Source organism: Pseudomonas sp. 50_B (assembly GCF_017491625.1).
GTDB classification, from domain to species: domain Bacteria; phylum Pseudomonadota; class Gammaproteobacteria; order Pseudomonadales; family Pseudomonadaceae; genus Aquipseudomonas; species Aquipseudomonas danubii.
In genome coordinates this window covers 327,119-340,600 of sequence record NZ_JAFGYX010000002.1, presented here as the reverse complement: position 1 = coordinate 340,600, position 13,482 = coordinate 327,119, and the positions used below count along the sequence as shown (strand labels likewise).

13 protein-coding genes are annotated in these 13,482 nt (G+C 60.8%); 3 read left to right on the top strand and 10 right to left on the bottom strand.

What is annotated here, in order from left to right; genetic code table 11:
• Window positions 1-999, bottom strand: coding sequence for an AraC family transcriptional regulator (locus tag J5M73_RS04670; RefSeq protein WP_102860719.1), 999 nt, complete (start codon window positions 997-999; stop codon window positions 1-3).
• Window positions 1,000-1,332: 333 nt separating this feature from the next.
• On the opposite strand from J5M73_RS04670, the gene J5M73_RS04665 reads away from it, so the two are divergent.
• Together J5M73_RS04665 and J5M73_RS04660 are read left to right on the top strand one after the other, a co-directional pair.
• Window positions 1,333-2,664, top strand: a complete 1,332-nt coding sequence (locus tag J5M73_RS04665) for a dicarboxylate/amino acid:cation symporter (protein ID WP_115580697.1) — start codon at window positions 1,333-1,335, stop codon at window positions 2,662-2,664.
• A 147-nt stretch (window positions 2,665-2,811) separates the two neighbouring features.
• Window positions 2,812-3,993 (top strand): CaiB/BaiF CoA-transferase family protein, encoded by a 1,182-nt coding sequence (locus J5M73_RS04660; protein WP_102860721.1) that lies wholly within the window; start codon window positions 2,812-2,814, stop codon window positions 3,991-3,993.
• 33 nt (window positions 3,994-4,026) lie between these two features.
• On the opposite strand, the gene J5M73_RS04655 is transcribed toward J5M73_RS04660, so the two are convergent.
• A complete protein-coding gene (locus J5M73_RS04655) occupies window positions 4,027-4,521 on the bottom strand; it encodes a SprT family zinc-dependent metalloprotease (RefSeq protein ID WP_102860722.1) in 495 nt (164 codons plus the stop codon).
• A 149-nt stretch (window positions 4,522-4,670) separates the two neighbouring features.
• Window positions 4,671-5,273 (bottom strand): Yip1 family protein, encoded by a 603-nt coding sequence (locus tag J5M73_RS04650; RefSeq protein WP_102860723.1) that lies wholly within the window; start codon window positions 5,271-5,273, stop codon window positions 4,671-4,673.
• A gap of 294 nt (window positions 5,274-5,567) precedes the next feature.
• On the opposite strand from J5M73_RS04650, the gene ttcA reads away from it, so the two are divergent.
• Complete coding sequence (gene ttcA, locus J5M73_RS04645) at window positions 5,568-6,392, top strand: tRNA 2-thiocytidine(32) synthetase TtcA (protein WP_102860724.1); 825 nt, start codon at window positions 5,568-5,570, stop codon at window positions 6,390-6,392.
• 59 nt (window positions 6,393-6,451) lie between these two features.
• On the opposite strand, the gene J5M73_RS04640 is transcribed toward ttcA, so the two are convergent.
• From J5M73_RS04640 to arsC, 7 genes are all read right to left on the bottom strand, one after another.
• The gene (locus J5M73_RS04640; protein WP_102860725.1) at window positions 6,452-7,987 is read right to left on the bottom strand and encodes a glycosyltransferase family 39 protein; all 1,536 of its coding nucleotides are present in this window, start codon (window positions 7,985-7,987) and stop codon (window positions 6,452-6,454) included.
• 103 nt (window positions 7,988-8,090) lie between these two features.
• Window positions 8,091-9,842, bottom strand: coding sequence for a lipid IV(A) 4-amino-4-deoxy-L-arabinosyltransferase (gene arnT, locus J5M73_RS04635; protein WP_102860726.1), 1,752 nt, complete (start codon window positions 9,840-9,842; stop codon window positions 8,091-8,093).
• Window positions 9,843-10,084: 242 nt separating this feature from the next.
• The gene (locus J5M73_RS04630; protein WP_102860727.1) at window positions 10,085-10,750 is read right to left on the bottom strand and encodes a histidine phosphatase family protein; all 666 of its coding nucleotides are present in this window, start codon (window positions 10,748-10,750) and stop codon (window positions 10,085-10,087) included.
• Between the two features lie 433 nt (window positions 10,751-11,183).
• A complete protein-coding gene (locus J5M73_RS04625; RefSeq protein WP_102860728.1) occupies window positions 11,184-11,855 on the bottom strand; it encodes a DNA-3-methyladenine glycosylase I in 672 nt (223 codons plus the stop codon).
• Between the two features lie 125 nt (window positions 11,856-11,980).
• Entirely contained in the window at window positions 11,981-12,403 is a 423-nt protein-coding gene (locus J5M73_RS04620; RefSeq protein WP_102860729.1) for a DUF2069 domain-containing protein, read from the bottom strand.
• Window positions 12,396-13,001, bottom strand: coding sequence for an NAD(P)H:quinone oxidoreductase (wrbA, locus tag J5M73_RS04615; protein WP_102860730.1), 606 nt, complete (start codon window positions 12,999-13,001; stop codon window positions 12,396-12,398). Before wrbA ends, J5M73_RS04620 begins: the two co-directional genes overlap by 8 nt.
• Window positions 12,998-13,351 carry an arsenate reductase (glutaredoxin) gene (gene arsC, locus J5M73_RS04610; RefSeq protein ID WP_102860731.1) on the bottom strand — a complete coding sequence of 118 codons (354 nt, stop codon included), beginning with the start codon at window positions 13,349-13,351 and terminating at the stop codon, window positions 12,998-13,000. Before arsC ends, wrbA begins: the two co-directional genes overlap by 4 nt.
• Between the last annotated feature and the right edge of the window lie 131 nt (window positions 13,352-13,482).

Sequence of the window (13,482 nt, the reverse complement as noted above, 5' to 3'; positions counted from 1 at the left end):
CTACTGCTCCCGGGCGCGATAGGCGCCTGGGGTCAGGCCAGTCCATTTCTTGAATGCCCGATGAAAGGCCGAGGGTTCGGAAAAGCCCAATTGCTCGGCGATCTGTTGCAATGAGAGGTCAGCCCGCCCCAGGTGGTAGATGGCGATGTCACGGCGCAGTTCGTCCTTGAGTGCCTGAAAGCTCGAACCTTCTTCGCGCAAATGGCGACGCAATGTCTGCGGGCTGACGTGCAGGTGCTGGGCAACGCTTTCCAGGTCGGGCCAGCGCTCCCGGTCGCGGCTGAGCAGACGCCGCAACTGGCTGCTGAGGCTGTCGCCCTGGTCCGGGCGTGACAGCAGATCGGCGGGGGAGCGCTCAAGAAAGTGCTTGAGGGTACGTTCATCCTGTAGCAGCGGCATGCCCAGGTAGCGACTGTGGAACAACAGGCTGCTGTGCTCCTGGCTGAACAGCAGTGGGCAGGGGAACAGCAAATCGTATTCTGCGCCGTGTTCGGGTTTCGGGTAGCTGAAGCAGGCTTGTTCAAGGCGTATGCGCTGGCCGATCAGCCAACTGCCCAGGCGATGCCAGATCACCAGCAGGCTTTCGCTAAGAAAGTGCTCCGGGTCCCATAACTCAGCATCATCCAGGCTCAGACGGGCCATTTCTCCTTCGTGCGTCAGACGAAGGCGCGGTGCTTGCGCAAACAGGCTGTAAAACAACAAGCCGCGATTGAGCGCTTTTTCCAAGGTGCGGCAGTGGATCAGCGCGTGGCACATCATGGCGAAGGTTCCGCGTTTGCTGGGGCCATGGCCGAAACCCAGGTACTCGTCGTCCAACGCCAGCCACAGTTGCTGCAGCAGACGGGTGAATTGTTCGGGGGCGATGCGTGCCTTGGGCTGGCTCAGCAGTTCTGGACTGATGCCCAGCTGCTGCAGAAGCGGCCCGTAATCGTAGCCGCGACGACGTGCACCGCCCAAGGCGGCACGGGCAAAGTGGCTGGCGATGGTGCGTTCGCGCATGAAGGCTGGTCCGTCCATTGAGTGGCGGATGTTAGCCAGCCCCCTATGAGGGAACAAGGCGGATATCCGCCAAATTGTAGGACGAGACTCGGTGAATGGGCGGAAATCCGCCAGCGGCGCCGGGTGCAGTGGAAGCCAAGATCGGCCTGTCCCCCTGATGTCTAAAGGCCTGTAGGGCTTTTTTACAAGGTGGCACGGGCTTTGCGATAGAGCCGGAAGATCTGCCAGCACGCAGTTCGACACAACAAATCCCTCCAGCGCAGGAGGGTTCGCACTTTAGGCACCGCATGCATCGACGGAAGCTGTATGCCGGGGCTCTTGAGGAACTTTGCAATGACGACTCGTCAGCCACTGTACAAATCCCTGTATTTCCAGGTGATCGTTGCCATCGCCATCGGCATCCTGCTCGGTCACTTCTATCCTCAGACCGGCGTGGCCCTCAAGCCCCTGGGTGATGGGTTCATCAAACTGATCAAGATGGTCATTGCGCCGATCATTTTCTGCACCGTGGTGAGTGGTATCGCCGGCATGCAGAACATGAAATCGGTGGGCAAGACTGGCGGCTACGCGCTGCTGTACTTCGAAATCGTCTCCACCATTGCCCTGCTCATCGGCCTGATCGTGGTCAATGTGGTGCAGCCGGGTGCTGGCATGCACATCGACGCCTCGACCCTGGATGCTTCAAAAGTCGCTGCCTATGTGACTGCGGGCAATGACCAGAGCATTGTCGGCTTTATCCTCAACGTGATCCCGTCGACCATCGTGGGTGCCTTCGCCACCGGCGACATCCTGCAAGTGCTGATGTTCTCGGTGATCTTCGGTTTCGCCCTGCATCGCCTGGGTGCCTACGGCAAGCCGGTGCTGGACTTCATCGACCGCTTCGCCCACGTGATGTTCAACATCATCAACATGATCATGAAGCTGGCGCCCCTGGGTGCGCTGGGTGCCATGGCCTTCACCATCGGTGCCTACGGCGTCGGCTCCCTGGTGCAACTGGGCCAGTTGATGATCTGCTTCTACATCACTTGCGTGGTATTCGTGCTGGTGATCCTGGGGGGCATCTGCCGCGCCCACGGCTTCAGCGTGATCAAACTGATCCGCTACATCCGCGAAGAGCTGCTGATCGTGCTGGGTACCTCGTCCTCGGAATCGGCCCTGCCACGCATGCTGATCAAGATGGAGCGCCTGGGTGCCAAGAAGTCGGTGGTCGGCCTGGTGATTCCTACCGGTTACTCCTTCAACCTGGACGGTACCTCGATCTACCTGACCATGGCGGCGGTGTTCATTGCCCAGGCAACTGACACCCACATGGACATCACTCACCAGATCACCCTGCTGCTGGTGCTGCTGCTGTCCTCCAAAGGCGCCGCGGGCGTGACCGGCAGCGGCTTCATCGTCCTGGCCGCCACCCTGTCGGCTGTGGGGCACCTGCCGGTGGCCGGTCTGGCGCTGATTCTGGGTATCGACCGCTTCATGTCCGAAGCCCGTGCCCTGACCAACCTGGTGGGCAACGCCGTGGCTACCCTGGTCGTTGCCAAGTGGGTCAAGGAACTGGACGAAGACAAACTGCAGGTCGAGCTGGCGTCTGGTGGTCGTGCGATCATCGACACCCGTGAAACCGACGATCTGGGTGTGGCTGAAGGCCCGGCACCGAGCATCAAGTAAGTCTTGCTGAATATAAGAAACCCGCTACGGCGGGTTTTTTATTGCCTGGAGGTTGAGCACAACGGTCAGTCCGGCTGACCGTTGTGGTAATTGTTGCGCTGCTCGCGGCTGCCTACTCTGAAGCAATCGATCAAGAGGAGAGGGCACATGCAAGGGCCGTTGGCGTCACTCAAGGTACTGGATTTCTCCACCCTGTTGCCGGGGCCGTTCGCCTCGCTGCTGCTGGCGGACATGGGGGCCGAGGTATTGCGCATCGAGTCGCCAACCCGCATGGACCTGCTGCGGGTGCTGCCACCCCACGACCACGGTGTATCCGCCAGTCACGCCTATCTCAACCGCAACAAGCGCAGCCTGGCACTGGACCTCAAGCGGCCCGAGGCGCTGGAGGTGATCCGGCAACTGCTGCAGGACCACGACATCGTTCTCGAACAGTTTCGCCCAGGCGTGATGGAGCGCCTGGGGTTGGGGTACGAGGCCTTGAAGGCGATCAACCCGCGGCTGATCTACGTGTCCATTACCGGTTATGGCCAGACCGGACCCTACAAGGACCGCGCCGGGCACGATATCAACTACCTGGCCCTGGCCGGGCTCGCCAGCCAGACCGGACGCCGCGACCAGGGCCCGCTGCCTCTGGGCATCCAGGCAGCGGATATCGCCGGGGGCTCGCTGCACGGCGTGATCGGCCTGCTGGCGGCAGTGATCGCCCGGCAGCATAGCGGTCAGGGCCAGCATCTGGATATCAGCATGACCGATTGCGTGTTCAGCCTGAACGCCATGGCCGGAGCCGGTTACCTGGCCTGCGGGGTAGAGCCGGGGATGGAACAGCAGGTGCTCAATGGCGGCAGCTTCTACGACTACTACCGCAGCCGGGATGGTCGTTGGCTATCGGTGGGCAGCCTGGAGCCGGTGTTCATGCAGCAGCTGTGTCAGGCCCTGGGGCGGCCGGAACTGGCGGTCCAGGGCTTGTCTCCCATGCCCGAGCAGCAAAGGGCCCTCAAGCAGGCCTTGCAGATCGAGTTCGAGAAACATGACTTTGCCGAGCTGTGCCAGTTGTTCGCCGGGCTCGACGCTTGTGTCGAACCAGTGCTCAGCCTGGCTGAGGCGGTGGAGCACCCCCAATTGCAGGCTCGGCAACTGCTAAGCCAGGTCCCCCGGGAAGACGGTAGCCCCCAGACCCAGATGGCATGTCCGCTGAAATTCTCCGACGGTTTGCCCGAACCGCGGCATATCGGCGCCAGGCTGGGCGCCCATTCCGATCAGGTGCTGGCGGAGCTTGGCTACAGCGCTGAACGTATCGAGGAACTGCGACGCAGCCAGGTCATTGCCTAGGCGTCGGCTTGCCGGCGAAGCGCGTTGATGCCATCACTCGACCCGGGTTTCGCCGCTGTACACCAGGGTGTGCCGACAGCGTCGGCACAGGTAGCGACGTCCCTGGGCCACCAGCTTGTGGCGTTGCGCCGAAAACGGAAAATCGCTCTCGGCGCAGGGGCAGCGGTAGATGTAGCGGGTCACGCGGCGGCGTTTGACTTCATAAGTGTGGCAACGATTGGGCGGCAGTTCATACACCCCGCGCATGATCAGTTGCCACTCCTCGCCGTGGGGCTGAATGCGTTCGCCAAACAACTGATGAGCGATCAGGTGCGCGACTTCGTGGGCCACGGTCTGCTTGAGAAAGTCTTCGCTGTTTTCCCGGTACAGCTGGGGATTGAAGCGCAGCAGGTTTTCGTGCAAGTGGGCAACGCCGGCTTTCTGGCCTCGTAATTTGAGGCTGACCACCGGGCGTTTGAAAGGACGTTTGAAAAAGGATTCAGCGAGTAGGAAACAGTCTTCGACGCGGGTATTGAGTTGCTCGGGCATGCTTAACGGCTCTCCAGAGCGGCTGAGTATGCCGCAAAGAGCGGCTAATCCGAATCGCCCAGGCGCCGAATGGTCGCAGGAGCGCCCATTAAGAAGGCCGCCTTGCGGCGGCCTGTGTTGGCAGATGGAGGATTATTATTGGTGCGGCGTCAGTTGGTGTACACGGGGCCGACGCCCAGGCCCCAGACAATCACGGTGAAGGCCATGATCGCTACCAGCACCACCAGTCCTACCGCCAGGACCGAGCTGGAAAACAGGAATCCTTCGTCCGATGGGATGTTCATGAAGGTCGGTAGCCCGACGTAGAGCAGGTACACCGTGTAGCAGATCGCCGCCGTGCCGACGATCATCCCCAGCCACATATGCGGATACAGCGCCGCCAGGCCGCCGACGAACAGCGGTGTCGCGGTGTAGGTGGCAAAGGCGACGCAGCGCGCCAGGCTCGGGTTGGCGTCATAGGTCCGGGCCATCCAGTGGATGAAAGCACCCATCACCGCCACGCCGCCAAGCATGGCCAGGTACGACATGATGGTCATCCACAGGGCGCTTTCCATGGTCAGCATCACCGGCGCGCGGTTGCCAATGACCCAGCCGACCTGGGTGGTGCCGATAAAGGCCGAGATCGCGGGGATCGCCGCCAGAATCAGCGTGTGGGTCAGGTACATGTGGCTGATGCTTTCTTCTGCATCGCCACGGATTTCTCGCCATTCCTGATCGGGGTGGGTGAAGAGTCCTACGACATGATGAATCATGGTCAGTCACTCCTTTCATTGTTGCCATCGCCCCCCAACGGAGCGCTTACAGCCAAGTGGCACAGTCAGTATAGGTCTATATATGCATGCGACCTTATGTCGCAGTATAGGGAGGAGTTTTCGTCAGATGTGCGCACCTTTAGAGCAAATCGCGCTGTAAAACCCCAGGGTAATCGCTGTCCTGTCTGTCAGCGCGGCCCCGGGGGGGCGCTACGTTTCGACGCTTTCAAGGGGGCGGGGTTTTTGCGTAAAATGCCCGGCTTTTCGTCACATACCTCGCGGATTCCAAGCGCCATGGGCACTCTTACGGTCAACCAGAACAAACTGCAGAAACGCCTTCGCCGACTGGCGGGCGAAGCGGTCGCCGATTTCAACATGATCGAAGAGGGCGACAAGGTCATGGTCTGCCTGTCCGGCGGCAAGGACAGCTACACCATGCTCGACGTGCTGTTGCACCTGCAGAAGGTGGCGCCGATCAAGTTCGAGCTCGTCGCGGTGAACATGGACCAGAAGCAACCCGGTTTTCCCGAGCATGTACTGCCGGTCTACCTCAAGGAATTGGGGATCGAGTACCACATCGTCGAGAAGGACACTTACTCGGTGGTCAAGGAGCTGATCCCGGAAGGCAAGACCACCTGCTCGCTGTGCTCGCGCCTGCGTCGTGGCACCCTGTACACCTTCGCCGACGAGATCGGCGCCACCAAGATGGCCCTCGGTCACCATCGTGACGACATCGTCGAGACGTTCTTCCTCAACATGTTCTACAACGGTTCGCTCAAGGCCATGCCGCCCAAGCTGCTGGCCGATGACGGGCGCAATGTGGTGATCCGCCCGCTGGCCTACTGCAGCGAGAAGGACATTCAGGCCTACTCCGATCTCAAGCAATTCCCGATCATTCCCTGCAACCTCTGCGGTTCCCAGGAGAACCTGCAGCGTCAGGTGGTCAAGGAGATGCTCCAGGACTGGGAGCGCAAGAGCCCGGGGCGTACTGAGAGCATTTTCCGCGGCCTGCAGAACGTGATCCCTTCGCAACTGGCGGATCGCAATCTGTTCGACTTCGCCAGCCTGCGCATCGACGACAGTGCCACGCCGCGTTTCGTCAACGTGGTCAATCTCTGATCCGCTCTCGCTGAGTCTATATCGCCATGCCGGTTGCTATCCGGCGTGGCGAGGGGGCTTCAGTCCCCGAGAGCCTGAGGAATGAAAGCAACACTGCCCTCGGCTTTTCTTTTCGCCAGCCGTTCACCGTTGGTCGGCAGTGTGCGCACCAGTTGATGATCCTTGCCCAGGTAGCCGAGCATCGACGGTTCATTCTCATGCTGTTGCACCAGGATCAGCGTGCGCTGGGGGTCCCAATGCTGGCCGCTGGTCCTGTCCAGCCAGGCCATGAAGTCTGCGCTGGTGCCGGAGCGTGGGAAGTCCTGGGTTTCGGCGACGTAGTAGAAGGGCGCTCCCTGATTCTGCAGGTACAGCGGCACTTTGTTATCCACCTCGACCATCACCATGCGCCATTGATGCCAGGGGGCAATCCGGCTTGCCTCGGCTCTGACCTGCGTGCCGAACTGGATGACACCGCCCGCGCCATTGCTCCAAGGGTAGGCCACCCCCAGCACCAGCAGCAGAATCACCGCTGCGCTGGCAAAGCCTATGGCCCAGCTGCGTTCGCCGGGCTTGCCGCTGGCGCGTCGTTGGAGCAGGTGGCGGTTCAGCCACCAGGCCCCTAACAGCTGGGCGAAGGGCACCAGAGGCAGGACGTAATAGCTGCGCCGACTGCCACTGGCAGTGAAGAACAGGAACAACAAACCCAGGGCCCAGACCAGCCAGCGCTCATTGGGTTGTAGCTGGCGCCAGTGACGCGCCGCTACCCAGAGGCCGAGTACCCAGCAGGGCGCCCAGGGCAAGGTGTAGGCCGGCAGGTAGATCAGGTAGGTATAGATCGGTCCGATATGGTCGAAAGGATCGAAGAAGCGTTGCACATTCTCCCGGAATACCAGGCTCAGCCCGCTTTCAGCGTAGGTCGGGGCGCCATACAGGTGCGAGAGCACGAACGGCACCATGTACAGCAGGGCAGCCGTCAGTAACGCCAGGCACAGGCGCGGATTGAGGTGACGCTTCCAGCGTCCTTGGCTCAGCAGGTGTGGCAGCAGGATCAGCCCCGGCAGGACGAAACCGATCAGTCCCTTGAGCAGCGAGGTCGCCGCCAACAGCAGGAAGAACAGGCAATAGCGACTCAAGCGAGTGTCTTCTGGCCCTCGCCAGTACCACCACACTGCTGCCAAGACCCCGCACACGGTGAGAATGTCCGCGGTGGCCACCCGGGCCCAAAATGCAAAGTAGAAGGTGGTGGCCAGCATCCAGCCGGCGATCAGCCCTGTGCCCTTGTGAAACAGCTGCTCGCCAAGCAGGTATACCAGCCAGATGCTCAGCCACCCGGCGAGCACCGAGGACAGCCGCAGCGACCAGTGCCCCAGGCCCCCGGTCAGCCAGGCGCTGGCGGTGATCAACCAGTAGGACGGCAGGGGTTTGTCGTAATAGGGAGCGCCCTTGAGGTAGGGGTCGAAGTAGTCGCCACTCTGCAGCATCTGCAAGGCAATGTTGGCCCAGCGGGTTTCCGCCCCCCACAGCTCACGGGAGCCCAGGCCGAGGAGCAGGATCAGGGCGCTGACGCCCAGAAGCAGGATCAGATCCTTGCGTTCGCTATTGCAGATTTTCATGGGTGGGTTTGCGCAGGCCGGGTGGTGGAAGGAAAGGGCCAGGAATGCCAGCGCCGATGGTGGTCGACGCTGACGCTCTCAGGCAGGCGTTTGGGCAGCTTGGTCAGGGTTGAGTAGCCGGCAGGATCAGGATCAGCATATTGCCTTGCTCGTAGCGCTTGCCGCCCGGCGGCAGCAGGGCGACTTCTTCGTTCTCCAGTACGTCCTTGACCCGCATCACCACACCCACCGATCCCTGTTTGCGTGCGTCGCTGATCCATTGGCCAACGTCGGCCATGCTGACCTTGCGCTGGGCCGATTCAGGGTAGGCCAGGCCGTATTTCAGTTCGCCCTCGGTGTTGTACAGCGCCACGTCCGGGCGTTGCAGGCGCCAGGCCAGTGCTGAGGCCGCTCCCAGGTCATTGCTCAACAGGCTGTGGGTCTGCTGGAGTTGCGCAAGGTGCTCCTTGATGAACTGGTCCGGCATCTTGTTGTGCACGATCAAACCGGGCATTCCCGCAGGCAGCAGCGCTACCAGCAGCCAGATGCCCAGGGCCGGCGTTGCCCAGTAGTTGAGCGGCCTGGAGGCCGGCAGCAGGTTGGCGATGATCCAGCCCATGAGCATGATGAACACCAGGGACAGGCTGAGCATTTCGTCGTGGCCGTACACCGGCCGGGTGATCTGGATCACCACCAGCGCCACTAATGCAGCGACGCCGATCAGTAGGTTGAGCAGACTGTTGAGGCGAACAGTTCTGGTCTTGCCTGCGCTGATCCACTGGATCAGTGCATGGCCCATGAGCACGGCCAAGGGCAGCAGGCAGGGCATGATGTAGGTCGGCAGCTTGCCGCGGCTCAGGCTGAAGAACGCCAGCGGCAGCAGCAACCACAACAGCAGGTAACCGGTGGCCGCTTGGTGCTTGTCCTTCCAGGCCTGAATCAGGGTGCCTGGCAGCAAGGCCGCCCAGGGCAGGCTCGAAACCACCAGCAACGGCAGGTAGAACCACCAGGGGCGAGTGTGCTGCGCATTGTCGGCGGCAAAGCGGCGGATATGCTCATGCCAGAAGAAAAACCGCCAGAAATCGGGTTCATGGGCATGAATGCTCAAGACCCAGGGCAGGCTGATGGCAATCGCCACCAGCACGGCCACCAGGCCAAAGCGCAGCAACTCGCCGAAACGCCGTTGCCAGAGCATGTAGGGCAGGGCGATCAGTACCGGCAGCAGCCAGGCCAGGAACCCCTTGGTCATGAAACCCATGCCGCAGGCGGCGCCCAAGGTGCCCCAGGCCAGCAAGCGGCCGCCTGGTGTCTGGCTGTCCAGGGCGAACCAGAGCGCCACCAGGCTGAGGTTGACCCACAAGGTGAATTGGGGATCGAGATTGGAGTATCCGGCTTGCCCGGCGATCAGACCGAAGCTCATGTAAAGCAGGGCGGCGGCAAAACTCTTGCGCGGGTCGTTCCAGATCCGGCGAGTGATCAGGTAAGCCAGCAGTACGCTCAGACCGGTGCTCAGGGCTGAGGCAACACGCACGCCGAACAGGTTGTCACCGAACAGTGCCTGGCCGATGGCGATCATCCAGTAGCCGGCAATGGGCTTTTCAAAATAGCGGATGCCCATGAAGTGCGGAGACACCCAATCCCCGCGAAGCAGCATCTCCTGGCTGATCTGTGCATAGCGGGTTTCATCCGGAATCCACAGGCCGTGGCTGGTCAGTGGCAGCAGGTAGAACAGGGCGAAGGCCAGCAGCAAAAAGGGTAGTGCCCAGCGCTGGATGCCGCTGGTTGTGCTCCCGCCCACGGTATAGCCGGAAGGCGTGGCGCTTGTTCCATAAGCCTGGGGCGGTAAAGTGCGCTGCATTTGTGTCCTCTGAGTCATGTGTTGAAAACGGTACTTCGCTACATTCATCAGGTATGACTGATGAACTGTAAATTGTTGTCGAGTGCTCGGGGTTCTCAAGTTTTAAAAAATATACTTGGCTTCGCCTGTTTGATAGACCTTGTTGTAAGTGAGAGGGGCGCTCTATTGGTTTAGGGACTTATAAGCTCAATTAGTCGGCGAGTGAGTGTGTCCGCTTTTTGAGTGAAGTCTGTTGGGAAGTTGTTAAAAATAGTTGAAAGTTACTCGAGAGGGCCCTTAAGAGTTTGTCGCCAGCTTTCAGCATTGATAATGCCCAGTACTTCCATGGTTCCGTTCACGTTCAGGGTGACAAATAGCGAACTGGCGTAATGACTGGCCAGTGCATGTTCAAAGCCCAGCTGGCTTTCCAGGTCACTGATGCAATCGCTGTGGGTAACCAGGATCAGGTTGCGCTTGAACAACTTGTGCGTCTTGATCTGGTCTTCGAAGTGTTTGCCGCAGTTGCTCAGCCAGTCCTGGGTCTGCACCGGCCGCTTGAACATGAATTCCGAGGTTTGCCGGGTACGGGTTGCCGGGCTGCTGATGACGTCGGTGGAGGCCATGCCCAGAGTACGGAATGCCTGGCCCACGTCGCTTGCCATGCGGCTTCCAGGCAGGGTGATGCCATCGGCAGGCCCCAGGCAGGGATTGGCGGAGCGGTCGCAGCGCTCGGCATGTCGCACCAGGGCAATCACCTCGCCGTCTTGCCAGTGGCGATAGAAGCCGGCTTGCTGCATCTGGTTGTCGACACCCAGGTCCAGTGGTGTGGCTGGCCACAGGACAAAGCCGCAGACGAGGATTGCCAGGGCTGCCCCACAGACGCCAGCCAGGATGCGCACGCTGCGGGTTGTCTTGCCGCCAGTACCGGATTCAGCAGTATTGACCACGTCGTTTACCTGATTAGGTTTTTGCCAGGAGTTCTGAAAAGAACGGCATGCGCTCACCGCTGCCCTCGCCGCAACTGGGGCCAATTTAGGTCGGGCCAGGTGGGCGGAGAGTGAAAGCAATGTGAAAAAAACGAATGAATGGCGACAGTTCTTTTAAACCTGACAGCCTGGGTTCAGGTTGTTGGCCTGATCAGTGCTTTGTGGTCAGGCCTTATTCATCTATTGGCCCGCAGAATGTGGCTGCAGTTAACTGTCTATCTATCGCTCTTATCGTTGCGGCAAGTGCGAAGTGAACTTTATCCGATAATAAACAGCGGAAGAAAAAACCTAGGTTTAGTTCAGCTTATTGTCAGCTTGAGCTGGAGGAGGAGTTTGAGAGCGGATGTTTCCCTGCCCGTTGTGCCGGGCAGAGAGCCATGTTGGTGACGGGGGATCAGTGATTGACGGTGTAGGCCAGCATCGCCGACAGCTGGCACAGTGGTCGACCACTTTCTTGCTGCCACTGGTTGAATACTTCCTGAACCAGGGCCTGGTCACGCTTGCTGCTGGGCACCTTGTCGATGATGTTCTGGGCATTGAGGGCCGCCACGACGTCCCACGTGGGGATGAACGTATCCTTGCCCACCATGCGCAGGAAACGTGGGGCGGAAAGCCCCCCCATCTGGTTGCCGTGCTTGGCCAGGTATTGCCAGAGCCCAGTGATGTCCTGGACCGGCCAGTCGGCAATGAAGGCGCCGAAACTGCCGTGCTGCTTTTCGACATCCAGGATCATCTGGGCATTGCGCGGCACACTCTTGAGCTTGCCCAGATGGCGAATGATCCGTGTGTCCTGCATCAGTCGCTCCAGATGCTCGGCGCCCATGAGCACCACTTTGTCTGGATCGAAGCCAAAGAACACTTGTTCGAACGCCGGCCATTTGGCGTCCACCAGGCTGTGTTTCAACCCGGCGCGAAAAACCCGCAACGCCAGGGTCGACAAGTAGCGATCAGCGCTCAATGAACGCAGGTAGTCGTTGTTCGCTGGCGTCGGCAACTGGGCTTCCAGGGCTGCGGCGCAACCGAAGCGATTAAGACAGTATTCGTTCAACCATTTGTAATCGTGCATGCCTGCTCCGGGTTGGTTCGGGAGTATGGGTCAAGAAGTCTGCTGACCAAGGTGGGGGCGCCGAAACGGCGATGCAAGGTCCCCGGGCGATGTCATGCCCGGGGAAACCAGAGGGGAGCGGGGCGTCAGGCCGGGTTGGCACCTTCGCCAGCGAGCCGGCGATTGAGCTGGAAGCGCCAGCGTACGTAGAGCAGTGCCGAGGTGAATACCGCCAGGCTGGCGAACATTTCCAGCAGGCCGAACAGCTGGCGATTCGGGTCGTAGGCCGCCAGAGCCCCCTTGATGAAGTACAGGTTGACCACAAAGCACATCCACGCGTGTCCGCGAGCACTGCCGCTGAGCATGCCCGGTGCCATCAACAGCAGGGGCACCAGTTCGATCAGCAGGATCACCCAGGGCCGGGCGCCGTGGAGGTCGGCTAGCAGCAGGTAGTAAACGCAGAGCAGGCCTATCAGGCCGAAAAAACAGATCAGGCTGAGGATTCGGGCTATCCGGACCCGAGGTTCCAGCCATTCCACCGGGGGCAGGATCTTCGGCTTTTTAGCCACGGCCGTTCTCCAATTGCTGAGCGGTTTTCGCCAGGCGCAGGCCCAAGGCCCGGCACAGGGCGATTTCATGTTCGTCCAGCGGGCTCTTGCCGTCCGCCCCGGCATGATGGCTTGCGCCATAAGGCGTACCACCGCCGCGGGTTTCCAGCAACGCCGACTCGCTGTAGGGCAGGCCGGTGATCAGCATGCCGTGATGCAACAGCGGCAGCATCATCGACAGCAGGGTGGCTTCCTGGCCGCCATGCAGGCTGGCGGTGGAGGTGAAGACACCGGCGGGCTTGCCCACCAGGGCGCCGGTCAGCCAGAGGTTGCTGGTGCCGTCGAGAAAGTACTTCAGTGGGGCTGCCATGTTGCCGAAGCGAGTCGGGCTGCCCAGGGCCAGGCCCGAGCAGTGCTTCAGGTCGTCGAGACTGGCGTACAGCGCGCCGCTTTCGGGAATGCTCGGTGCCACGGCTTCGCACTCGGTGGAAACTCCCGGCACGGTGCGCAGGCGCGCTTCCAGGCCGGCCTGTTCGACGCCCCGGGCGATCTGCCGGGCCATCTCGTTGGTCGAACCGTTGCGGCTGTAGTAGAGGATCAGGATGTACGGCGCGCTCAAGGCAGGATCTCCAGCACATTTTCCGGTGGGCGCCCGATGATGGCCTTGTCGGCGGTTTCGAGAATCGGCCGCTCCATGAGTTTCGGGTGTTGGGCGATAGCAGCGATCAGTTGTTCTTCGCTGAGGCGGGTGTCCGCCAGGTTGAGCTCTTTGTACTCATCCTCGCCGGTGCGCAACAGTTGGCGCGCACTGAGGCCGAGCTTGCCCAGCAGGCGGTGCAACTGGGTGGCGTCCAGTGGGGTTTCCAGGTAGCGGACCACGGTCGGCGCCAGGCCGCGTTGTTCCAGGAGTTCCAGCGCACCGCGGGATTTCGAGCAGCGCGGGTTGTGATAAAGCGTCAGATCGGTCATGTGCGGGTCGCATCTTGCGTAAGGTGGCGGCTATTCTACCCGCGCGACGGACTCTCCTGAACCTTGGGAGTCGATAGGTCGCAGCGATTATCGGTCATCGATCATTTTTCAAGGCCCCCTTCAACACAGGA

Excerpts from the sequence above, each read along its gene's own strand:
- J5M73_RS04670 (WP_102860719.1), bottom strand. The coding sequence starts at position 999 with ATGCGCGAACGCACCATCGCCAGCCACTTTGCCCGTGCCGCCTTGGGC.
- J5M73_RS04665 (WP_115580697.1), top strand. The coding sequence starts at position 1,333 with ATGACGACTCGTCAGCCACTGTACAAATCCCTGTATTTCCAGGTGATC.
- J5M73_RS04660 (WP_102860721.1), top strand. The coding sequence starts at position 2,812 with ATGCAAGGGCCGTTGGCGTCACTCAAGGTACTGGATTTCTCCACCCTG.
- J5M73_RS04655 (WP_102860722.1), bottom strand. The coding sequence starts at position 4,521 with ATGCCCGAGCAACTCAATACCCGCGTCGAAGACTGTTTCCTACTCGCT.
- J5M73_RS04650 (WP_102860723.1), bottom strand. The coding sequence starts at position 5,273 with ATGATTCATCATGTCGTAGGACTCTTCACCCACCCCGATCAGGAATGG.
- ttcA (WP_102860724.1), top strand. The coding sequence starts at position 5,568 with ATGGGCACTCTTACGGTCAACCAGAACAAACTGCAGAAACGCCTTCGC.
- J5M73_RS04640 (WP_102860725.1), bottom strand. The coding sequence starts at position 7,987 with ATGAAAATCTGCAATAGCGAACGCAAGGATCTGATCCTGCTTCTGGGC.
- arnT (WP_102860726.1), bottom strand. The coding sequence starts at position 9,842 with ATGACTCAGAGGACACAAATGCAGCGCACTTTACCGCCCCAGGCTTAT.
- J5M73_RS04625 (WP_102860728.1), bottom strand. The coding sequence starts at position 11,855 with ATGCACGATTACAAATGGTTGAACGAATACTGTCTTAATCGCTTCGGT.
- arsC (WP_102860731.1), bottom strand. The coding sequence starts at position 13,351 with ATGACCGATCTGACGCTTTATCACAACCCGCGCTGCTCGAAATCCCGC.